Annotated in this window: 17 protein-coding genes; 11 read left to right on the plus strand and 6 right to left on the minus strand. The window is 61.2% G+C overall.

The window, feature by feature from the left end:
* Positions 1-87: 87 nt before the first annotated feature.
* Positions 88-828 carry a phosphoadenylyl-sulfate reductase gene (locus HYI44_RS08300; protein ID WP_225569155.1) on the minus strand — a complete coding sequence of 247 codons (741 nt, stop codon included), beginning with the start codon at positions 826-828 and terminating at the stop codon, positions 88-90.
* Positions 829-1001: 173 nt separating this feature from the next.
* Here HYI44_RS08300 and thrH point away from each other — a divergent pair, with 173 nt between their 5' ends.
* Positions 1002-1619, plus strand: a complete 618-nt coding sequence (gene thrH / locus HYI44_RS08305; RefSeq protein ID WP_225569156.1) for a bifunctional phosphoserine phosphatase/homoserine phosphotransferase ThrH — start codon at positions 1002-1004, stop codon at positions 1617-1619.
* Positions 1620-1729: 110 nt separating this feature from the next.
* Here the strand turns inward: thrH and pabB are convergent, their stop codons facing one another.
* The 4 genes from pabB to HYI44_RS08325 are packed head-to-tail and all read right to left on the minus strand — an operon-like array spanning position 1730 to position 6137.
* On the minus strand, positions 1730-3067 hold the full coding sequence (pabB, locus tag HYI44_RS08310) for an aminodeoxychorismate synthase component I (RefSeq protein WP_225569157.1): 1338 nt from the start codon (positions 3065-3067) through the stop codon (positions 1730-1732).
* A 6-nt stretch (positions 3068-3073) separates the two neighbouring features.
* Positions 3074-4060: an alpha-L-glutamate ligase-like protein gene (locus HYI44_RS08315; RefSeq protein WP_045060983.1), complete on the minus strand. Its 987-nt coding sequence runs from the start codon at positions 4058-4060 to the stop codon at positions 3074-3076.
* Entirely contained in the window at positions 4060-5595 is a 1536-nt protein-coding gene (locus HYI44_RS08320; protein ID WP_122838083.1) for an inactive transglutaminase family protein, read from the minus strand. The genes HYI44_RS08315 and HYI44_RS08320 overlap by 1 nt, the downstream gene beginning before the upstream one ends.
* Positions 5596-5600: 5 nt before the next feature.
* Positions 5601-6137 (minus strand): ATP-dependent zinc protease, encoded by a 537-nt coding sequence (locus HYI44_RS08325; RefSeq protein ID WP_045060985.1) that lies wholly within the window; start codon positions 6135-6137, stop codon positions 5601-5603.
* Between the two features lie 302 nt (positions 6138-6439).
* Here HYI44_RS08325 and HYI44_RS08330 point away from each other — a divergent pair, with 302 nt between their 5' ends.
* From HYI44_RS08330 to prpD, 6 genes are all read left to right on the plus strand, one after another.
* A complete protein-coding gene (locus HYI44_RS08330) occupies positions 6440-7159 on the plus strand; it encodes a GntR family transcriptional regulator (protein ID WP_177328579.1) in 720 nt (239 codons plus the stop codon).
* The gene (gene prpB, locus HYI44_RS08335; protein WP_010456549.1) at positions 7156-8046 is read left to right on the plus strand and encodes a methylisocitrate lyase; all 891 of its coding nucleotides are present in this window, start codon (positions 7156-7158) and stop codon (positions 8044-8046) included. The genes HYI44_RS08330 and prpB overlap by 4 nt, the downstream gene beginning before the upstream one ends.
* A gap of 148 nt (positions 8047-8194) precedes the next feature.
* Positions 8195-9322 (plus strand): 2-methylcitrate synthase, encoded by a 1128-nt coding sequence (gene prpC, locus HYI44_RS08345; protein WP_225569158.1) that lies wholly within the window; start codon positions 8195-8197, stop codon positions 9320-9322.
* Between the two features lie 205 nt (positions 9323-9527).
* A complete protein-coding gene (gene acnD / locus HYI44_RS08350) occupies positions 9528-12125 on the plus strand; it encodes a Fe/S-dependent 2-methylisocitrate dehydratase AcnD (RefSeq protein ID WP_225569159.1) in 2598 nt (865 codons plus the stop codon).
* 56 nt (positions 12126-12181) lie between these two features.
* Complete coding sequence (prpF, locus tag HYI44_RS08355) at positions 12182-13384, plus strand: 2-methylaconitate cis-trans isomerase PrpF (protein WP_225569160.1); 1203 nt, start codon at positions 12182-12184, stop codon at positions 13382-13384.
* Positions 13385-13508: 124 nt separating this feature from the next.
* Positions 13509-14993: a 2-methylcitrate dehydratase gene (gene prpD, locus HYI44_RS08360; protein WP_225569161.1), complete on the plus strand. Its 1485-nt coding sequence runs from the start codon at positions 13509-13511 to the stop codon at positions 14991-14993.
* A 135-nt stretch (positions 14994-15128) separates the two neighbouring features.
* Here the strand turns inward: prpD and HYI44_RS08365 are convergent, their stop codons facing one another.
* Positions 15129-15947 carry a pyruvate, water dikinase regulatory protein gene (locus HYI44_RS08365; protein ID WP_045060992.1) on the minus strand — a complete coding sequence of 273 codons (819 nt, stop codon included), beginning with the start codon at positions 15945-15947 and terminating at the stop codon, positions 15129-15131.
* 174 nt (positions 15948-16121) lie between these two features.
* Between HYI44_RS08365 and ppsA the strand changes: the two genes are divergently transcribed.
* From ppsA to HYI44_RS08385, 4 genes are all read left to right on the plus strand, one after another.
* Positions 16122-18497 carry a phosphoenolpyruvate synthase gene (gene ppsA, locus HYI44_RS08370; RefSeq protein WP_122838088.1) on the plus strand — a complete coding sequence of 792 codons (2376 nt, stop codon included), beginning with the start codon at positions 16122-16124 and terminating at the stop codon, positions 18495-18497.
* Between the two features lie 197 nt (positions 18498-18694).
* Positions 18695-19684: an alpha/beta fold hydrolase gene (locus HYI44_RS08375; RefSeq protein WP_225569162.1), complete on the plus strand. Its 990-nt coding sequence runs from the start codon at positions 18695-18697 to the stop codon at positions 19682-19684.
* Between the two features lie 120 nt (positions 19685-19804).
* On the plus strand, positions 19805-20296 hold the full coding sequence (rraA, locus tag HYI44_RS08380; RefSeq protein ID WP_045060995.1) for a ribonuclease E activity regulator RraA: 492 nt from the start codon (positions 19805-19807) through the stop codon (positions 20294-20296).
* 27 nt (positions 20297-20323) lie between these two features.
* Positions 20324-21319: a zinc transporter ZntB gene (locus tag HYI44_RS08385; protein WP_122838090.1), complete on the plus strand. Its 996-nt coding sequence runs from the start codon at positions 20324-20326 to the stop codon at positions 21317-21319.
* Positions 21320-21375: the final 56 nt, after the last annotated feature.

The following is a 21375-nucleotide window of genomic DNA, read 5'->3' on the forward strand; positions in this document are numbered from 1 at the left end:
TCGCGAGCAAGCTCGCTCCTACAGGGTGTTCACGGCCATCTTCGAGTGGCCCCCCGGCGCGAGCTCGCTTCTACAGTGAAGCGACAGTTATGCCTTGGACTTGCCGATGATGTTGCCCGCATGCAACCCGCACTCTTTCTGCGTCGCCTCTTCCCACCACCAGCGACCTTCGCGTTCATGCTGGTTCGGCAGCACCGGGCGGGTGCAGGGTTCGCAGCCGATGCTGATGAAGCCGCGCTCGTGCAGGCTGTTGTACGGCAGTTCGAGCATGCGGATGTAGCCCCAGATCTCTTCGCTGGTCATCTGCGCCAGCGGGTTGAACTTGTACAGGGTCCGTTCCGGGGTGGAAAACGCGGTGTCGATTTCCATCACCGCCACCGCACTGCGCGTGCCCGGGCTCTGGTCGCGCCGCTGGCCGGTCGCCCATGCGCGCACGTCCGACAGTTTGCGCCGCAGCGGTTCGATCTTGCGGATGCCACAGCATTCGCCATGACCGTCCTTATAGAAACTGAACAGGCCTTTTGCCTTCACGAAAGGTTCAAGTTTCGTGTAGTCCGGCGACACGAGCTCGATCTCGATCTTGTAGTGCTCGCGCACCTGATCGATGAAGCGGTAGGTCTCTGGATGCAGGCGGCCGGTGTCGAGGCTGAACACCTTGACGTTCTTGTTCAGCTTCCAGGCCATGTCCACGAGCACCACGTCTTCGGCGCCGCTGAAGGATATCCACAGGTCATCGCCGAACTCGGCAAACGCGAGTTTGAGAATGTCCTGGGCAGATTTATTGGCATAGGTCGTGGCGAGTTCCACGACATCGAACGATGGGCTCATCAGGGCGGCTTCCTACAGGTCGGTGGCGCTGGGCGCTCTATATGGGGCTGATGGTAACAAAATCCGACAAGCGCTGGCGCGTCCTCTGCGTTGCGCAGGCCAGTGCGAGTGGTTAGAGTTCGGCAGTCTTTTTGCTCGCTCGACTCAATAATCACTACAAATGGGAGTGTCTTGTGGAAATTGCATGCCTGGATCTTGAAGGGGTACTGGTTCCGGAAATCTGGATCGCCTTCGCCAAAAAAACCGGGATCGAATCCCTCAAGGCCACCACTCGGGACATTCCCGACTACGACGTGCTGATGAAACAGCGCCTGCGGATTCTCGACGAGCACGGCCTGAAGCTGTCTGATATCCAGGAAGTGATCGCCACGTTGAAGCCACTGGACGGTGCGGTGGAGTTCGTCAATTGGCTGCGTGAACGCTTCCAGGTGGTGATCCTGTCGGATACGTTCTACGAATTCTCCCAGCCTTTAATGCGCCAGCTGGGTTTTCCGACGCTGCTGTGCCATCGGCTGATTACCGATGACGCCGGTCGAGTGACGAACTATCAGTTGCGTCAGAGAGACCCCAAGCGCCAGTCGGTCCTGGCCTTCAAGAGTCTCTATTATCGCGTGATCGCAGCAGGGGATTCGTACAATGACACGACGATGCTGGGCGAAGCGGATGCGGGAATCCTGTTCCATGCGCCGGACAATGTAATCCGCGAGTTCCCGCAATTCCCGGCGGTGCATACCTTTGAGGAGCTGAAGCAGGAATTCATCAAGGCCTCGAACCGGGCCCTGAGTCTGTAGTCGCCAGTTCGAGCGCCATCGCGGGCAAGCCCGCTCCCACAGTTTTTGTGCCGGACACTTAATTGTGGTTCGACCTGAAACCTGTGGGAGCGGGCTTGCCCGCGATGCTTCTAGAGGTTCTGCAGGGTATCGAGCAGCACCTTCACCTTGGTGATCGACTCCGCATACTCGGCCTGCCACTGCGAGTCCGCGACGATCCCGCCGCCGCCCCAGCAACACACCTGCCCGTCCTTGACCAGCAAACTGCGAATGGCGATGGAGCTGTCCATCTCGCCGCGCACGTCCAGATACACCAGCGAGCCGCAATACAGGCCCCGTCGCGTCGGTTCCAGTTCGTCAATGATCTGCATCGCGCGGATTTTCGGTGCGCCGGTAATCGAGCCTCCGGGGAAGCTGCCGGCAATCAGGTCCAGGGCGTCGCGGTCGGCGGCCAGTTCACCGGTGACGCTGCTCACCAGATGGTGCACGTTGGGGTAGCTTTCCAGGCTGAACAGCTCCGGCACACGCACCGAACCGATGCGGCAGGTGCGGCCGAGGTCGTTGCGCAGCAGGTCGACGATCATCAGGTTCTCGGCGCGATCCTTGGGGCTGGCCAGCAGTTCAGCGGCGTTGGCTGCGTCTTCGGCTGCGGTCTGGCCACGGGGCCGCGTGCCTTTGATCGGGCGGGTTTCGACCAGGCCATGGCTGACTTTGACGAAACGCTCGGGTGAAAGGCTCAGCACCGCACCGCCATCAGGCAGGCTCTGGAAACCGGAAAAAGGCGTCGGGCAGGCCGCTCGCAGGGCGCAATAGGCCGCCCAGGGATCGCCCTGGCACTCGGCGCGGAAACGCTGGGCGAAGTTGACCTGGTAGCAATCGCCGGCCTGGATGTACTGCTGGATACGCTCCAGCGCCTGGCGATACTCGTCGGCGCTCAGGTCGGGGCTCATCGGCGCAGTCAGCCGGAACGGCTCGATTTCATCGCTGGTCGTTCCACTGAACAGTTCGATCAGGCGCTGGCGTTCGCTATCGGCCAGCGTCGGGTGAAATACCAGTTGGCTGGTGGCCAGTTGGTGGTCGCTGATCAGGGCCCAGGCATACAGCCCGAAGCGAGCGTCCGGCAGGTGCAGATCGTCCCTGGCCACGCTCGGCAGGTGCTCAAGGTGGCGGCCGAAGTCATAGCTCAGGTAGCCGATCAGCCCGCCGGCGAAAGGCAGGTCGAGCGGTAGCGAGGCTTCACCCAGGCGCGTCAGGTTGTCCCGCAGGCGTTGCAGGAAATCGCTGCCACTTTCGTCAGGCAGCACCGCCAGTTGCTCCAGCGGCCAGGCGCTGAGCAGGTCATGGCGACCTCGGTCGGCGGTCGGACGGCCGCTGTCGAGCAGCACGGCGCCCGGGGCATGGCGAATGATCGCGAAATAGTCGGCAGGATTGGCGCGATAGGGCAGCGGGTGTACCGAGCAGGTCAGCATGGACGGTCAGCCTTCAACCGGTGGAATATGCCCGAACATTTCCTGCACGAACGCCACGCGTTCCTCAACCGTCTCGGTCACACCGCGGGCCTTCAAATCTTCCAGTCGCGCCTCGACGGCATGGGTGCGCAGTGTCAGCCCGCAATCGTTGGCAATCTGGATGTTCAGGCCGGGCCGGGCATTGAGCTCGAGAATCAACGGGCCTTTTTCCTGGTCGAGCACCATGTCCACGCCAATGTAGCCCAGCCCGCACAGCTCATAGCAACCGGCGGCAAGCTTCATGAATCCGTCCCAGTAGGGCAGCTGTACGCCATCGACAGCGTTGGTGGTGTCGGGGTGCTTGGTGATGATGTTGTTCAGCCAGGTGCCGCGCAGCGTCAGGCCGGTGGCAAGGTCGACACCTACGCCGATGGCGCCCTGGTGCAGGTTGGCCTTGCCGCCGGACTGGCGAGTGGGCAGGCGCAGCATGGCCATGACCGGGTAGCCCATCAGCACGATGATGCGGATGTCCGGCACGCCCTCATAGCTGATGCTCTTGAAGATCTGGTCCGGGATCACTCGGTATTCGATCAGGGCGCGGTCGCGGTGACCGCCGAGGGAATACAGGCCCGTGAGGATGCTGGAGATATGGTGCTCGATCTCCTCATGGCTGATGATCTTCCCGGACACCGTGCGATAGCGCCCCTCGAAGCGGTCAGCGATCACGATGATGCCGTCACCGCCAGCGCCCTGGGCCGGCTTGACCACGAAATCGGTGCGCCCGCCGATGATCTCGTCGAGCTTGTCGATTTCCTTCTCGGTGGAGATCACCCCATACAGTTCCGGCACATGGATGCCGGCAGCGATCGCGCGCTCCTTGGTGATGATCTTGTCATCGACGATCGGGTACAGGCTGCGCTTGTTGTACTTGAGCACATAGTCCGCGTTGCGCCGATTGATGCCCATGATGCCCCGGGCTTCCAGGGCCTTCCAGGTCTTCCAGAAACCGAACATCAGGCGTCAGCCTTCTTCAGGAACGCCTTGAAACGCACCAGTTCGGTCAGGCGGTAGCCGCGATAGCGACCCATGGCCAGCATGAAGCCCACCAGGATCAGCAGGATCGCCGGGAACGTGAACACGAAGTACACCAGTTCCGGCACGCTCATGATCAGGTGCGCCAGGGAGGCGGCGAACAGGGTGCCGACCGCCACTTTCATGGCATGGCCACCGCCGCGTTCTTCCCAGGTGATCGACAGGCGTTCGATGGTCATGGTCAGAATCACCATCGGGAACAGCGCCACCGACAGCCCGCGTTCCAGGCCGAGCTTGTGGCTGAACAGGCTGATCGCGGCAATCAGCACCACCACGAACGTCAGTACCACCGACAGCCTCGGCAACATCTGCAGCTTCAGGTGTTCAAGGTAGGAGCGCAGTGACAGCCCAAGCGCGGTGATGATGGTGAACAGCACGATGCCGAAGCCCAGCTGGGTTTCCCGGAAGGCCAGGGCGATCAGTACCGGGGTAAAGGTCCCGAGGGTCTGGAGGCCGATCAGGTTGCGCAGGATCAGGATCACCAGCACGCCGATCGGGATCATCACCATGATCATGAAGGTCTGCTGGGTCTGCAGGGGCAGGCCATACAGCGAATATTCGAGGAAGTTGGCGTCGGTGTTTTCATCCGTCAGCTTGGCCAGGCGAATGGCGTTCATTTCGCTGTTGTTCAGGCTGAAGGTCACATTGGCTTTCTTGCCACCATCGACAGTGATCAGGTTTTCATCGCCGGTCCACCACAGCAGGCGGTCGGTCGGCAGGCCCTGCTCGCCGGTTTCCGGGTTGAAGTACAGCCAGTCGGTGCCGTTGAAGCTGCGCAGCCACAGTTCGGGCACTTGCGGCTGATCGGCCACCAGGCGGATGGTGTGGACTTTCTCGATCGGCACGTGGGCGATCGACAGCAGCAGCTCGACGATCCGCGCCTTGTGCACGGTGGACGGATCACCGCCCAGCAGCAGCTTCACGTTGTCGTCGTTGAGGTTGTTGACCCGCTTGATGGCCTCGCCAATAAAGGTCTCGACGTCGGCCGAATGCTGGCGGATGGGCGCGAGCAGGGCTTCGGCGGCGATTTTCTCCGGACCTTCGACCACGATGCTGTCGCGGAAGGTGGGGCCCTTGATCTTGGCCTTCTCGCCGGTGTAGCGCTTGGTCAGCACCAGGCGGTAGTACAGCGTCTGGTTACCCTTGGCCCGTCGCGCAGACCAGGTGACCTTGCGGTTGCCGTCGACACGGTTGACCGCCACGCCATAGTTATTGGAAATGAAGCTTTCGTTGAGGCTGACATAGTCGCGGCTCAACGGCGGCACGAACATCTGGATCTTGACCGGATCCTTGGCACTGGCGACGAACTCGACCTTGGCGTCGATGTTCCACAAGTCGTCGGTAGCGTCTTCGGTCACTGGAATGCCGAGCACGAAAATCTGATAGGCCGTCACTGAAATGCCCAGCACCACCAGGATGGCGATCAGGATTCTCAGATGGAGTGTAAGAGCGCGCATTGGAATTACTCTGCGGTATGTGCGTCGGTGGCGCAGGCGGGTTTGCCAGCAGCGTATTTAAGACTTGGATCGACCAGCGCGTCGAAGCGTTTGAGTGCTTCGGAGCCGATCAGGAGCGGGAATTGGAAAGCGCTGCGGTCGGTTAGGTTCACTTCGATGCTGCGTAAAGCCGAACCCATGCAGATATCCAGCTCGATCACCGGACGAGCGGTGTACTTCTTGCCCTCATCGGGATCGTAGTCCCCGGCGCGTCGCTTGATCTTGCTGACGCGGGCCAGCGGTCGCTCGATCGGGTGCGAGTGCGCGGTGTCGATGGCCAGGTAGAAGCGCACCCAGGATTCGCCATTGCGCTTGAAGCGCTTGATATCCCGGGCACTCAGCGAGGCGGTTTTCGCGCCCGTGTCGAGTTTGGCCGCGACTTCAAGGTCGATGCCATTGAGGGACGCATATTCGTTGAGGCCGTAAACGGTCTTTTCCCCCGCCGCGGCGACGCCGGGCAGGCAAAGGAGATAGAGGAAGGTGAAAAAGGGCTTGAGTGTCATAAATCCTGGGGCGCAGCGGTCCGTGTATTGATTCAAGGCCCTGGCATCGCTGCGCAAGCTCCCTCGTATGCCAGCCATCATGTGATGACAGGCGGTGCAGATGTCACAAACAAATGCGGGTGGCATTCTAGCACGGTGGTTTTATGGCGCCACCGCTGGCAGGGGGCTATACCCTCTAATGCCGCGCCGGTAGGTTTCATAGGCTTATTAGACGATTGTCGACAATATCCATATTTCCTTTGACTGTACGTACCGTTTTCGCTAGTTTTCCCGGTATCAGCTTTCAAGGTGTCGACAATATGCTGGATCAACTCGATCCCCCGGTCATTGCCCAGGACGATTCGGAGACGTTGTCCGAGAACGTCTTCCGGCGCATCCAGGCGGCCATCGTCAAGGGCGAGATCGCTCCGGGCAGCAAGATCTCCGAACCGGAGCTGGCGCGCACCTATGGCATCAGCCGCGGGCCGCTGCGCGAGGCCATCCATCGCCTGGAAGGCCAGCGCCTGTTGGTGCGCGTACCGCATGTCGGGGCGCGTGTGGTATCGCTCAACCACGCCGAACTGCTGGAACTCTACGAAATTCGCGAGTCCCTCGAGGGCATGGCCTGCCGCCTGGCGGCCGAGCGCATGACCCTGGAAGAAATCGACGAACTGCGCCGGGTGCTCGAAACCCATGAGCGCGATGAGGCGTTCCAGGCCGGCATCGGTTATTACCAGCAGGAAGGCGACTTCGATTTCCATTACCGGATCATCCAGGGCAGCGGCAACCGCACCCTGACCCAGATGCTCTGCGGCGAGTTGTACCAACTGGTGCGCATGTACCGCATGAAGTTTTCCACCACGCCCAACCGCCCGCACCAGGCGTTCGCCGAACACCACCGAATTCTCGATGCCATCGCCGACCGTGACGGTGAACTGGCCGAGTTGTTGATGCGCCGCCATATCGGCGCCTCCAAACGCAATATCGCCCGTCACTACCAGGACGGCGCTAACCAGACAGCCACTGAACGAGGTGAGTCATGAGTTCCAACAAGAGCACTCCAGGCCAGCGTTTCCGCGATGCGGTCGCCAGCGAGCATCCGTTGCAAGTCGTTGGCGCGATCAACGCCAACCATGCGTTGCTGGCCAAGCGCGCCGGTTTCAAGGCCATCTACCTGTCGGGTGGCGGGGTCGCGGCTGGCTCCCTCGGTGTGCCGGACCTGGGTATCACCGGCCTGGATGACGTGCTGACCGACGTACGGCGCATTACCGATGTCTGCGACCTGCCGCTGCTGGTGGACGTGGATACCGGGTTCGGTTCCTCGGCGTTCAACGTCGCGCGTACCGTCAAGTCGATGATCAAGTTTGGCGCGGCGGCGATTCATATCGAAGACCAGGTCGGCGCCAAGCGCTGCGGTCACCGCCCTAATAAAGAGATCGTGTCGCTGCAGGAAATGGTCGACCGCATCAAGGCGGCCGTCGATGCGCGTACCGATGACAGTTTCGTGATCATGGCCCGCACCGACGCCCTGGCAGTGGAAGGCCTCGAATCTGCCCTGGATCGCGCCGCGGCGTGCATCGAGGCCGGCGCCGACATGATTTTCCCGGAAGCCATCACCGAGCTGGATATGTACAAGCTGTTCGCCAACCGCGTGAAAGCGCCGATCCTGGCCAACATCACCGAATTCGGCGCGACCCCGCTGTACACCACCGAGCAGTTGGCAGCAGCCGACGTGTCCCTGGTGCTGTACCCGCTGTCAGCCTTCCGGGCCATGAACAAGGCGGCGGAAAACGTCTACACCGCAATCCGTCGCGACGGCACTCAGCAGAATGTCATCGACACCATGCAGACTCGCATGGAGCTTTACGATCGCATCGATTACCACACGTTCGAGCAGAAGCTTGATGCGTTGTTTGCCGCCAAGAAATAAAGCAATGCCCCTGTAGGAGCGAGCTTGCTCGCGAGGGTCGCCAACGTTAACGCGGGAAACCTGATGCCCCGCGGCGATGAAACGTTTTTCGCGAGCAAGCTCGCTCCTACAAGTTTCCCAGACAAATTCAAGAATATTGGAGACAGCAATGGCCGAAGCAAAAGTACTCAGTGGCGCCGGGCTCCGTGGTCAGGTTGCCGGGCAAACCGCACTGTCCACCGTGGGCCAGTCGGGCGCAGGCCTGACCTATCGCGGCTACGACGTTCGCGAACTGGCGGCAGACGCACAATTTGAAGAAGTGGCGTACCTGCTGCTGTACGGCGAGCTGCCGACCCAGGCACAACTCGCCGCTTACCAGGACAAACTCGGCAAGCTGCGCGACCTGCCGCAAGCGCTCAAGGAAGTCCTGGAACGCATTCCCGCCGACGCCCATCCGATGGACGTGATGCGCACCGGCTGTTCGTTCCTGGGCAACCTGGAACCGGAGAAAGACTTCTCCGAGCAGCATGACAAGACCGATCGCCTGTTGGCCGCTTTCCCGGCGATCATGTGCTACTGGTACCGCTACAGCCACGAGGGCAAGCGCATCAACTGCGTGAGCGACGAACCCTCCATCGGTGGTCACTTCCTGCACCTGCTGCACAGCAAGAAACCGAGCGAGCTGCACGTCAAGGTGATGAACGTTTCGCTGATCCTCTACGCGGAACATGAGTTCAACGCCTCGACCTTCACCGCACGGGTGTGTGCCTCGACCCTGTCCGACCTCTACTCGTGCATCACCGCGGCCATCGGCTCGCTGCGTGGGCCATTGCACGGTGGCGCCAACGAAGCGGCGATGGAAATGATCGAGCGTTTCTCCTCCCCGGAAGAGGCGATCAAGGGCACCCTCGGCATGCTCGAGCGCAAGGACAAGATCATGGGCTTCGGCCACGCGATCTATAAGGACAACGATCCGCGCAACGAGGTGATCAAGGGCTGGTCGAAAAAGCTCGCCGAAGAAGTCGGTGACACTGTGTTGTTCCCGGTGTCCGAGGCGATCGACAAGACCATGTGGGAACAGAAAAAACTGTTTCCCAACGCCGACTTCTACCATGCGTCGACGTACCACTTCATGGGCATCCCGACCAAGTTGTTCACCCCGATCTTCGTCTGCTCGCGCCTGACCGGTTGGGCGGCGCACGTCTTCGAACAACGCGCCAACAACCGCATCATCCGCCCGAGCGCCGAGTACACCGGCGTCGAACAGCGCAAGTTCGTGCCAATCGAACAACGCTGAATGGTGGGAGCGCCGACGCAGGGATTTGAACATATCGCAAATCCCTGTGGGAGCGGGCTTGCCCGCGATGACGGAGTCACATTCGACATAAATGTCGCCTGACCCACCGTAATCGCGGGCAAGCCCGCTCCCACAGTGGATGGTGTTGAATTCAAGCCCGGTACCAGGCTCCACCTTCTGAACACACCGTGACCGAGTCCTGACGATGAACACTGAATTTCGCAAACCGCTGCCCGGCAGCCATCTGGATTACTTCGACGTCCGCGCGGCTGTCGACGCCATCCAGCCGGGTGCCTACGACACCCTGCCATACACCTCCCGCGTCCTTGCGGAAAACCTGGTGCGTCGCTGCGACCCGGCCACGCTCACCGAATCCCTCAAGCAATTCATCGAGCGCAAACGCGACCTCGATTTTCCGTGGTTCCCGGCGCGTGTGGTCTGCCACGACATCCTCGGCCAGACCGCGCTGGTCGACCTCGCCGGCCTGCGCGACGCCATCGCTTTGCAAGGCGGCGACCCGGCGCAAGTCAACCCGGTAGTGCCGACTCAGCTGATCGTCGACCACTCCCTGGCCGTCGAGCGCGGTGGGTTTGATCCGGAAGCGTTCGAGAAGAACCGCGCCATCGAAGACCGCCGCAACGAAGACCGTTTCCACTTCATCAACTGGACCAAAAAAGCCTTCAAAAACGTCGATGTGATCCCGCCAGGCAACGGCATCATGCACCAGATCAACCTGGAGAAAATGTCTCCGGTGATCCAGGTGCGCGACGGCGTGGCGTTCCCCGATACCTGCGTCGGCACCGACAGCCACACCCCGCATGTCGATGCACTGGGCGTGATCGCCATTGGCGTGGGTGGCCTGGAAGCGGAAAGCGTGATGCTCGGTCGTGCGTCGTGGATGCGTCTGCCGGAAAGCGTTGGCGTTGAACTGACCGGCAAGCTGCAACCGGGCATCACCGCCACCGACATGGTGCTGGCGCTGACCGAGTTCCTGCGTCAGCAAAAAGTCGTCGGCGCATGGCTGGAATTCTTCGGTGAAGGCGCGTCCAGGTTGACCCTTGGCGACCGCGCCACTATTTCCAACATGGCCCCGGAATACGGCGCCACGGCTGCGATGTTCTACATCGACCAGCAAACCATCGACTACCTCAAACTCACCGGCCGTGAAGACGAGCAGGTGCAGCTGGTGGAGAACTACGCCAGGATCACCGGCCTGTGGGCCGACAGCTTGAAGCATGCGCAATACGAACGTGGGTTGACCTTCAACCTGTCTTCGGTGGTGCGCAATATGGCCGGCCCGAGCAACCCGCACGCCCGTGTCGCGGTGTCGGACCTGGCCGCCAAAGGCATCTCCGGTCAGTGGGACGATGTTCCAGGCCAGATGCCCGACGGCGCCGTGATCATCGCCGCCATCACCAGCTGCACCAACACCAGCAACCCGCGTAACGTGATCGCCGCCGGCCTGCTGGCGCGCAATGCCAACAAGCTGGGGTTGGCCCGCAAGCCATGGGTCAAGTCTTCCCTGGCGCCGGGCTCGAAAACCGTCGCGCTGTACCTCGACGAAGCCGGCCTGACCGAGGAACTCGAGCAACTGGGCTTCGGCGTCGTGGCCTTTGCCTGCACCACCTGCAACGGCATGTCAGGCGCACTGGATCCGGTGATCCAGCAGGAAATTATCGACCGCGACCTGTACGCCACCGCCGTACTATCGGGTAACCGCAACTTCGATGGGCGTATTCACCCGTACGCCAAGAATGCGTTTCTCGCGTCCCCGCCACTGGTGGTCGCCTACGCCATCGCCGGCACCATCCGTTTCGACATCGAGAAAGACGTGTTGGGCCTGGACGCAGACGGCAAGGAAATTCGCCTGAAGGACATCTGGCCAAGCGACGAAGAGATCGACGCAGTGGTCAAGGCATCGGTCAAACCCGAGCAGTTCCGCCAGGTCTACATCCCGATGTTCGCCATCCACGAAGACACCGGCCCGAAAGTCACGCCGCTGTACGACTGGCGCGAGATGAGCACCTACATTCGTCGTCCGCCCTACTGGGAAGGCGCGCTGGCCGGTGCCCGTCCGCTCAAGGGCATGCGTCCGCTGGCAGTGCTGCCGGACAACATCACCACCGATCACCTGTCGCCGTCGAACGCCATCATGCTCGACAGCGCCGCCGGTGAATACCTGGCGAAAATGGGCCTGCCGGAAGAGGACTTCAACTCTTACGCGACTCATCGCGGCGACCACTTGACCGCGCAACGCGCGACCTTTGCCAACCCGAAACTGTTCAACGAAATGGTCCGGGAAAACGGCAAGGTCAAGCAAGGTTCGCTGGCACGCGTCGAGCCGGAAGGGCAGGTGATGCGCATGTGGGAAGCGATCGAAACCTACATGGAACGCAAGCAGCCGCTGATCATCATCGCCGGCGCCGACTATGGCCAGGGTTCTTCCCGGGACTGGGCGGCGAAAGGCGTGCGCCTGGCCGGTGTGGAAGCGATTGCCGCCGAAGGTTTCGAACGCATCCACCGCACCAACCTGGTGGGCATGGGCGTGTTGCCGCTGGAGTTCAAGCCAGGCACCGACCGCCACACCCTCGCCATCGACGGCAGCGAAACCTACGACGTGATTGGCGAGCGTACGCCGCGTGCCGAATTGACGCTGGTGATCCATCGCAAGAACGGCGAGCGCGTCGATGTGCCGGTGACCTGCCGCCTCGATACCGCTGAAGAAGTGTCGATCTACGAGGCTGGAGGCGTGCTGCAACGTTTCGCCCAGGACTTCCTCGAAGAGTCGGCGGTGGCCGTTTAACAACTCGATATGCCGCGACGGGACTTCAGGTTCCGTCGCGTCTTTTAAGGAGCACCATGGCTCACGCAACCCAGTTCGCACCGCAGATCAAAATCCCCGCCACCTACATGCGTGGCGGCACCAGCAAGGGGGTGTTCTTCAGCCTCAAAGACCTGCCCGAAGCGGCGCAGGTTCCAGGCCCGGCGCGCGATGCCTTGCTGCTACGGGTGATCGGCAGCCCCGACCCCTACGACAAGCAAATCGACGGCATGGGCGGCGCCACCTCCAGCACCAGTAAAACCGTAATCCTGTCGAAAAGCACCAAGGCCGACCACGACGTCGATTACCTGTTCGGCCAGGTGTCTATCGACAAGCCTTTTGTCGACTGGAGCGGCAACTGCGGCAACCTGTCGGCGGCGGTCGGTTCGTTTGCCATCAGCAATGGCCTGGTGGACGCCAGCCGTGTCCCGCACAACGGCGTGGCCGTGGTTCGCGTGTGGCAGGCCAACATCGGCAAGACCATCATCGCCCACGTGCCGATCACCCACGGCGAGGTGCAGGAAACCGGCGATTTTGAACTCGATGGCGTGACCTTTCCCGCGGCCGAAGTCCAGGTCGAATTTCTCGACCCGGCTGCGGAAGAAGAGGGGGGCGGTGGTTCGATGTTCCCCACCGGCAACCTCGTCGATGACCTGGAAGTGCCGGGCGTGGGGACCTTCAAGGCGACCATGATCAACGCCGGTATCCCGACCATCTTCGTCAACGCGCAAGACATCGGTTACACCGGCACCGAACTGCAGGGTGCGATCAACGGCGACCCGAAAGCGCTGGCGATGTTCGAGACCATTCGCGCTTACGGCGCCCTGCGCATGGGCCTGATCAAGAACCTCGACGAAGCGGCCACGCGTCAGCACACGCCGAAAGTGGCCTTCGTTGCTGCGCCTGCGGACTACGTAGCGTCCAGCGGCAAGGCGATCAAGACGGAGGATGTCGACCTGCTGGTGCGCGCGCTGTCCATGGGCAAGTTGCACCACGCGATGATGGGCACGGCGGCCGTGGCCATTGGTACGGCGGCAGCGATTTCCGGCACGTTGGTCAACCTCGCGGCCGGCGGCACCGAACGCAATGCGGTGCGCTTCGGCCATCCATCCGGCACCCTGCGCGTAGGCGCCGAGGCGAGCCTGGTTGACGGCGAGTGGACCGTGAAAAAAGCCATCATGAGCCGCAGTGCGCGGGTACTGATGGAAGGCTTCGTGCGCGTGCCGGGTGATTCCTTCTAACCCGGCACGGCAGCCCCTGTAGGAGCTTTCGGCAGCTCCTACAGTGGGAAAGCACTTCAATAATAAAATTTGATTGCCCTGAACCGAGGTCCCATCAACGAACCACTTCAAGAGTGAATCGAACATGAGCACCAACGTCGACCAGAACAACCGCCCCGATTACGACTCCGTCCTGCAGGACATCGCCTACTACGTCCTCACCTTCAAGGTTGAATCTGCCGAAGCCCTGGACACTGCCCGCAACTGCCTGATCGACACCCTCGGCTGCGGCCTGCTGGCCCTGCGCTTCCCCGAATGCACCAAACACCTGGGGCCGATCGTCGAAGGCACGGTGGTGCCTTTTGGCGCGCGGGTGCCGGGCACCAGCTACCGCCTCGACCCGGTGAAGGCCGCCTGGGATATCGGCTGCATCGTGCGCTGGCTCGATTACAACGACACCTGGCTCGCCGCGGAGTGGGGTCACCCGTCGGATAACCTCGGCGGTATTCTCGCGGTAGCCGACCACCTGTCGCAAAAACGCCTGGCCAACGGCGAAGCACCGCTGACCCTGCGCGCAGTGCTTGAAGCCATGATCATGGCCCACGAAATCCAGGGCGTGATTGCCCTGGAGAACTCCTTCAACCGAGTGGGTCTGGACCACGTCCTCCTGGTCAAAGTCGCCTCGACCGCCGTCACCGCCAAACTCATGGGCGCCAATCGCGAGCAACTGCTGTCAGCCTTGTCCCATGCCTTTGCCGACGGCCAGGCCCTGCGCACCTACCGGCATGCACCGAATGCCGGCTCGCGAAAGTCCTGGGCAGCAGGCGATGCCACCAGTCGCGGGGTACGCCTGGCGGACATCGCGATGCGCGGGGAAATGGGCATTCCCGGGGTGCTGACGGCCCGGCAGTGGGGGTTCTACGACGTGTTGTTCAGCCACACCAACAACGATCTGGCACTCAAGCCGCAAGACAAGCGCACGTTCAGTTTCTCCCGCGCATACGGCTCCTACGTGATGGAAAACGTGCTGTTCAAGATCAGCTTTCCCGCCGAGTTCCACGCACAAACTGCCTGTGAAGCGGCAGTGACCCTGCACCCACAGGTGCGCAACCGCCTGCATGAAATCGACCGGATCGTCATCACCACCCACGAGTCGGCGATCCGCATCATTTCCAAGGTCGGCCCGCTGGCCAACGCGGCGGATCGCGATCATTGCATCCAGTACATGACGGCCGTGCCACTGGCGTTCGGCAACCTGGTGGCCGAGCAATACGAGGATGCCTTCCACGCAGCGCACCCGATCATCGATGTGCTGCGCGAGAAAATGGTCATCGTCGAAAGCCCGGTTTACACCCGTGAATACCTGGAAGCCGACAAGCGCTCGATCGCCAATGCGGTGCAGGTGTTTTTCAAGGACGGGACCAGTACCGAGAACGTGGCGGTGGAATACCCGATCGGCCATCGCAGGCGTCGTGCCGAAGGCATTCCATTGCTGGAGGACAAGTTCAGGACGAACCTGCTGACTCGATTCACCCGCCAGCGTAGCGCTGAGATCTTCGAGCTGTGCAAGGATCAGGCTCGGCTGGAGGCGACACCGGTGAATCGGTTTGTGGATTTATTTGTGATTTAGCTAAACCGCGTCATCGTTCAATCGCGGGCAAGCCCGCTCCCACAGGGTTCTTTTGTGAATGCAAAATCAGCATACACCAGCAAAACCTGTGGGAGCGGGCTTGCCCGCGATGAGGCCGGAACAGGCATCGAAAAACTATTTGAACCGCCGCTCGACGCCTTTCTCCACCAGGATCTTCGCCGAAATCTCTTCGACGGAAAAATGCGTGGAGTTGATGTTGGGAATGTTCTCGCGGCGAAACAGGTTCTCCACCTCGCGCACTTCGAATTCGCACTGGGCGTAACTCGAATAGCGGCTGTTGGGCTTGCGCTCGTTGCGGATGGCCGTCAGACGGTCCGGGTCGATGGTCAGGCCGAACAGCTTGTGCTGGTGGGCGCGCAGGGCGTTGGGCAGTTGCAGGCGCTCCATGTCGTCTTCGGTGAGCGGGTAGTTGGCCGCGCGGATGCCGAATTGCATGGCCATGTACAGGCAGGTCGGCGTCTTGCCGCAGCGCGATACGCCCACCAGGATCAGGTCGGCCTTGTCGTAGTAGTGCGTGCGGGCGCCGTCGTCGTTGTCCAGGGCGAAGTTCACCGCCTCGATGCGCTCCATGTAATTGGAGCTGGTGCCGATCGAATGGGATTTGCCGACGGTGTAGGACGAATGCTCGGTCAGTTCCTGTTCCAGGGGCGCCAGGAAGGTCGAGAAAATGTCGATCATGAAACCATTGGAAGTGGCGAGGATCTCACGAATGTCCTGATTGACGATGGTGTCGAAGATGATCGGCCGGAAGCCGTCGGTTTCGGCGGCTTTGTTGATTTGTTGTACCATGGCCCGCGCTTTATCCACGTTGTCGATGTACGGTCGCGTGAATTTGCTGAAGGTTATGTTTTCGAACTGCGCCAGAAGGCTTTGGCCCAGGGTTTCGGCTGTGATGCCGGTGCCGTCGGAAATAAAGAAAGCAGATCGTTTCATTTGCACCTTGGGCCTTAAGCTAATGATCATTCTTGGATATGATAGGCGCGATTTGTCGGCCGCCAATGGCCCGCATTCTCACTTATTTTCCAGGTCCAGGCCATACAGCCGGAAAACGCCCCTCAGGGCAGCCGGCTTCTGAGCTTTTCCAACACAGTTAGTGGAGAGATCACCTTGGTAGAGTACGTAGTTTCCCTCGATAAGCTCGGCAAACACGATGTTGAGCATGTGGGGGGCAAGAACGCATCCCTGGGCGAGATGATCAGCAACCTTGCAGGTGCCGGTGTATCGGTGCCCGGTGGCTTCGCCACGACAGCTCAGGCTTATCGTGATTTTCTCGAACTCAGCGGCCTGAACGACCAGATCCACGCCGCCCTCGACGCCCTCGACGTCGACGATGTCAACGCCCTCGCCAAGACCGGCGCCCAGATCCGTCAATGGATCATGGAAGCCGAGTTCCCCGAGAAGCTCAACGCCGAGATCCGCACCGCGTTCGCCACGCTGTCGGCCGGCAACCCTGACATGGCCGTTGCCGTGCGCTCTTCCGCGACTGCCGAAGACCTGCCGGATGCGTCCTTCGCCGGTCAGCAGGAAACCTTCCTGAACATCCGTGGTGTCGAAAACGTCATTCGCGCCGCCAAAGAGGTGTTCGCTTCGCTGTTCAACGACCGTGCGATCTCCTACCGCGTCCACCAGGGCTTCGACCACAAGCTGGTGGCCCTGTCGGCTGGCGTGCAGCGCATGGTCCGCTCCGAAACCGGCACCGCCGGCGTGATGTTCACCCTCGATACCGAATCGGGCTTCCGTGACGTGGTGTTCATCACCGGCGCCTACGGCCTGGGTGAAACCGTCGTACAAGGCGCGGTGAACCCGGATGAGTTTTATGTCCACAAAGGCACGCTGGAGGCGGGTCGTCCGGCCATCCTGCGCCGCAACCTGGGCAGCAAGGCCATCAAGATGATCTACGGCGAAGTCGCCACGGCCGGCAAGTCGGTGAAAACCATCGACGTCGACAAGGCTGATCGCGCACGTTTCTGCCTGAGCGACGCCGAAGTCAGCGAGCTGGCCAAGCAGGCGATGATCATCGAGAAGCACTACCAGTGCCCGATGGACATCGAGTGGGCCAAGGACGGTGACGACGGCAAGCTCTACATCGTACAGGCCCGTCCGGAAACCGTGAAGAGCCGCACCCAGGCCAACGTCATGGAACGTTACCTGTTGAAAGAAACCGGCACCGTGCTGGTTGAAGGTCGTGCCATCGGCCAGCGCATCGGCGCGGGCAAGGTGCGCATCATCAAGGACGTGTCCGAGATGGACAAGGTCCAGCCAGGCGACGTACTGGTGTCCGACATGACCGACCCGGACTGGGAACCGGTCATGAAGCGCGCCAGCGCCATCGTCACCAACCGTGGCGGTCGTACCTGCCACGCGGCAATCATCGCTCGCGAACTGGGGATCCCGGCTGTAGTCGGTTGCGGCAACGCCACCCAGCTGTTGAAAGACGGCCAGGGCGTGACCGTTTCCTGCGCCGAAGGCGACACCGGCTACATCTTCGAAGGCGAACTGGGCTTCGACATCAAGAAAAACTCCGTTGATGCCATGCCCGACCTGCCGTTCAAGATCATGATGAACGTCGGCAACCCGGACCGTGCATTCGACTTCGCGCAACTGCCGAACGCCGGTGTGGGCCTGGCCCGTCTGGAATTCATCATCAACCGCATGATCGGCGTGCACCCCAAGGCCCTGTTGAACTACGACGGCCTGCCGCAGGACATCAAGGACAGCGTCGACAAGCGCATCGCCGGTTACAACGACCCGGTCGATTTTTACGTCGACAAGCTGGTTGAAGGCATCAGCACCCTGGCCGCCGCGTTCACCCCGAAAAAGGTCATCGTGCGCCTGTCGGACTTCAAGTCCAACGAATACGCCAACCTGATCGGCGGCAAGCTCTACGAGCCGGAAGAAGAAAACCCGATGCTGGGCTTCCGTGGCGCCTCGCGTTACATCAGCGAGGCGTTCCGCGACTGCTTCGAGCTCGAGTGCCGCGCCCTCAAGCGTGTGCGCAACGAGATGGGCCTGACCAACGTCGAAATCATGGTGCCATTCGTCCGTACCCTGGGCGAAGCGAGCCAGGTGATTGATCTGCTGGCCGAGAATGGCCTGGCCCGCGGCGAGAACGGTCTGCGCATCATCATGATGTGCGAACTGCCATCCAACGCGATCCTCGCTGAAGAATTCCTCGAATTCTTCGACGGCTTCTCCATCGGCTCCAACGACCTGACCCAGCTGACCCTGGGCCTGGACCGTGACTCCGGGATCATCGCGCACCTGTTCGACGAACGTAATCCGGCCGTCAAGAAGCTGCTGGCCAACGCCATTGCCGCGTGCAACAAGGCTGGCAAGTACATCGGCATTTGCGGTCAGGGCCCTTCGGACCACCCGGACCTGGCCAAGTGGCTGATGGAGCAGGGCATCGAAAGCGTTTCGCTGAACCCGGACTCCGTACTGGAAACCTGGTTCTTCCTGGCGGAAGGTCAAGCAGCCGTTTGATTGTGTGAGCGGGCCGCTCCCCTGTAGGAGCGAGCTTGCTCGCGATGGACGTCAACGATAATGCGTTTATCCTGAATAAACGCGGCGTCCTGAGGTTCTTCGCGAGCAAGCTCGCGCCTACAGGGGGGAACGGCCGTTTTAGAGATTCAAGTAGGGCGGGCTCCTCTGGAAGCCGCCCTTTTTTGTGCAAGAGCATTATGCAAAGCAGCAGCCAACTATTTCCTGTCGCCCTGATCAGCGCCGAACGCCGCGGTGATCTGAGCGAAGACGTCTACCGTTTGAAACCCGCCAACAGCCCGGACGGCACCGTCGAACTGGCCGTGACGCGCCTGGGCATGGCCGACGAGCCGTCCCGGCGCGGTGTGCCGGTGATTCTGCTGCATGGCAGCTTCTCCAACCGTCGATTCTGGTTTTCCCCGAAGGGCCTGGGGCTGGGTGCTTATCTGACCCGTCTCGGTTTTGATGTCTGGATCCCGGAAATGCGCGGCCACGGCCTGTCGCAGCGCAACCAGGGTTACCGGCAGAACCGCGTCTCCGACTACGCGCGCTACGACCTGCCGGCCATCGGCGCCTTCGTGCACGAGCAAAGTGGCCAGGCTGCGCACTGGGTTGGACATTCGCTGGGGGGCATTACCCTGGCGGCGGCGCTGGGCGGCCAGTACATCGACGAGTCGGTGGTGGCGTCTGCCGCCTTCTTCGGCACACAGGTCAGCCGCACCTATTGGCCGCTGAAGATCCCGCCAGTGGAGTGGGGCGGTCGCTTCATCCTCAAGCGCTTTGCCCAGCTCTCCGGTTCAAGGCTCAAGCGCGGTCCGGAGGACGAGCCGATCGGCCTGGCCCTGGAAAGCATGCGCTGGTACGGCCTGTTCGGGCGTTTTGGCGATGCGGACAAGGATTGGTGGGCCGGGTTGGCGGACGTGCAACTGCCGGTGCTGGCCGTCAGTGCTGCGGGCGATCATCAGGACCCGACCTGGGCCTGTCGCAAGCTGTTCGAGCAGATCGGTTCCGAGCACAAGCAATTCGTCAATCTGGGTCGCGACCAGGGCTTTGCCGATAATTTTGGTCACGTCGAGATGCTCGTCAGCAAAGCCGCCCAGGCCGAAGTGTGGCCGCTGGTTGCGCGCTGGCTGGTCGACCAGCGCACGGCGCTGTTGCCTGGCCAGGCGGATTTAGCCGCGGCAGTCTGAGCGCAATGCTCTATCAAGGGCATTTCGCTCGCACCGGGTTGCGGCTAAGATATGACGCATCATGCTTTTCCGGTCACTTTGCGACATCTCGATTGTCTTCCTCTCTACAGGAGTTTCTCGATGAACCATTACATCACCCCTGACCTGTGCGACGCCTATCCGGAGCTGGTCCAGGTGCTGGAACCGATGTTCAGCAACTTCGGTGGCCGTGATTCCTTCGGCGGCGAAATCGTGACCGTCAAGTGCTTCGAGGACAACTCGCGGGTCAAGGAGCAGGTCGAGCTCGAGGGGCATGGCAAAGTGATGGTCGTTGACGGCGGCGGTTCCCTGCGTCACGCACTGCTGGGTGACATGCTGGCCGAGAAGGCCGCGAAAAACGGCTGGGAAGGCCTGGTGATCTACGGCTGCATCCGCGACGTGGATATCATTGCGCAGACCGACCTCGGCGTTCAGGCCCTCGCCAGCCACCCACGCAAGTCCGATCGGCGTGGAGTCGGCGAAATCAACATCCCGGTGACGTTTGCCGGCGTGACCTTTCGCCCGGGCGAATACATCTATGCGGACAACAACGGCGTGATCATCTCGCCCAGCCCGCTGCAGATGCCCGAGTAAGCACGCGCGACCAACTTAGGGGTGAGGATGTTCGAGGAAGACAACGCGCAGTGGGGGCTGGTGCATGCCCTGGTGCTGGATGGTAAAGGCGGTGCGCGTTCGATAGCCCGGACTGAGCTCGATGACTTGCAGTTGCAGGCCCACGAAAGCCTGTGGCTGCACTGGGACCGCAGTCATCCGCAGACCCAGACCTGGCTGCGCAAATACAGCGGCCTGACCGAGTTCAGCTGCGACCTGCTGCTTGAGGAGAACACCCGGCCGCGCCTGTTGCCGCTGCCGGACTCCGAATTTTTACTGTTCCTGCGCGGCATCAACCTCAATCCCGGGGCGGAACCGGAAGATATGGTCTCCGTGCGCATCTTCGGTTCGGCGCAGCGGGTCATTTCCCTGCGCCTGCGCCCGTTGCGGGCCACCGATGAATTGCTGGCGCAGCTCGAAGAAGGCAAAGGCCCGAAAACCGCCTCCGAACTCATCCTTTATATGGCCCAGCTGCTCACCCACAAGGTGCAGGATCTGGTCAGTTGCCTCTCGGAAGTGGTCGATGAGGAAGAAGAAAAACTGGATGCCGACGAACGGTATACGCCCGAGCATGGAGCCATTTTGCAGATCCGTCGCAGGGCGGCTGCGCTGAAGAGATTCCTCGCTCCGCAGCGCGATATTTTCGGCCAGCTGACGCGGATAAAATTGCCCTGGTTCGTCGATGACGATGCCGATTACTGGAACGAATTGAACAACAGCCTGACGCGTTATCTCGAAGAGCTGGAATTGACCCGGGAGCGGGTGGGGTTGGTCCTCGAGGCCGAAGATCGGCGTTTGAGCGTGCGCATGAACCGCACGATGTACCGTTTTGGCATCATCACCGGGATCTTTTTGCCGATGAGTTTCCTGGCCGGTCTACTGGGTATAAATGTCGGCGGGATTCCGTTGTCCGACAGCCCCTATGGCTTCCTGGTGGCCTGCCTGATGATGGTCTCGGTGGCGCTCGGGCAGTGGTGGTTATTCCGTCGTTTGCGTTGGGTCTGACGATGCGTCATGTGACCCGGGCAAATTTGATCGCGTCTTTCACAGACATCACGAGA

This window comes from Pseudomonas sp. Y24-6, assembly GCF_020295325.1.
In the GTDB taxonomy this organism is placed as follows: Bacteria; Pseudomonadota; Gammaproteobacteria; order Pseudomonadales; family Pseudomonadaceae; genus Aquipseudomonas; species Aquipseudomonas gregormendelii.

Excerpts from the sequence above, each read along its gene's own strand:
- HYI44_RS08300 (WP_225569155.1), bottom strand. The coding sequence starts at position 828 with ATGAGCCCATCGTTCGATGTCGTGGAACTCGCCACGACCTATGCCAAT.
- pabB (WP_225569157.1), bottom strand. The coding sequence starts at position 3,067 with ATGCTGACCTGCTCGGTACACCCGCTGCCCTATCGCGCCAATCCTGCC.
- HYI44_RS08315 (WP_045060983.1), bottom strand. The coding sequence starts at position 4,060 with ATGTTCGGTTTCTGGAAGACCTGGAAGGCCCTGGAAGCCCGGGGCATC.
- HYI44_RS08320 (WP_122838083.1), bottom strand. The coding sequence starts at position 5,595 with ATGCGCGCTCTTACACTCCATCTGAGAATCCTGATCGCCATCCTGGTG.
- HYI44_RS08325 (WP_045060985.1), bottom strand. The coding sequence starts at position 6,137 with ATGACACTCAAGCCCTTTTTCACCTTCCTCTATCTCCTTTGCCTGCCC.
- prpB (WP_010456549.1), top strand. The coding sequence starts at position 7,156 with ATGAGTTCCAACAAGAGCACTCCAGGCCAGCGTTTCCGCGATGCGGTC.
- prpC (WP_225569158.1), top strand. The coding sequence starts at position 8,195 with ATGGCCGAAGCAAAAGTACTCAGTGGCGCCGGGCTCCGTGGTCAGGTT.
- acnD (WP_225569159.1), top strand. The coding sequence starts at position 9,528 with ATGAACACTGAATTTCGCAAACCGCTGCCCGGCAGCCATCTGGATTAC.
- prpF (WP_225569160.1), top strand. The coding sequence starts at position 12,182 with ATGGCTCACGCAACCCAGTTCGCACCGCAGATCAAAATCCCCGCCACC.
- prpD (WP_225569161.1), top strand. The coding sequence starts at position 13,509 with ATGAGCACCAACGTCGACCAGAACAACCGCCCCGATTACGACTCCGTC.
- HYI44_RS08365 (WP_045060992.1), bottom strand. The coding sequence starts at position 15,947 with ATGAAACGATCTGCTTTCTTTATTTCCGACGGCACCGGCATCACAGCC.
- HYI44_RS08375 (WP_225569162.1), top strand. The coding sequence starts at position 18,695 with ATGCAAAGCAGCAGCCAACTATTTCCTGTCGCCCTGATCAGCGCCGAA.
- rraA (WP_045060995.1), top strand. The coding sequence starts at position 19,805 with ATGAACCATTACATCACCCCTGACCTGTGCGACGCCTATCCGGAGCTG.
- HYI44_RS08385 (WP_122838090.1), top strand. The coding sequence starts at position 20,324 with ATGTTCGAGGAAGACAACGCGCAGTGGGGGCTGGTGCATGCCCTGGTG.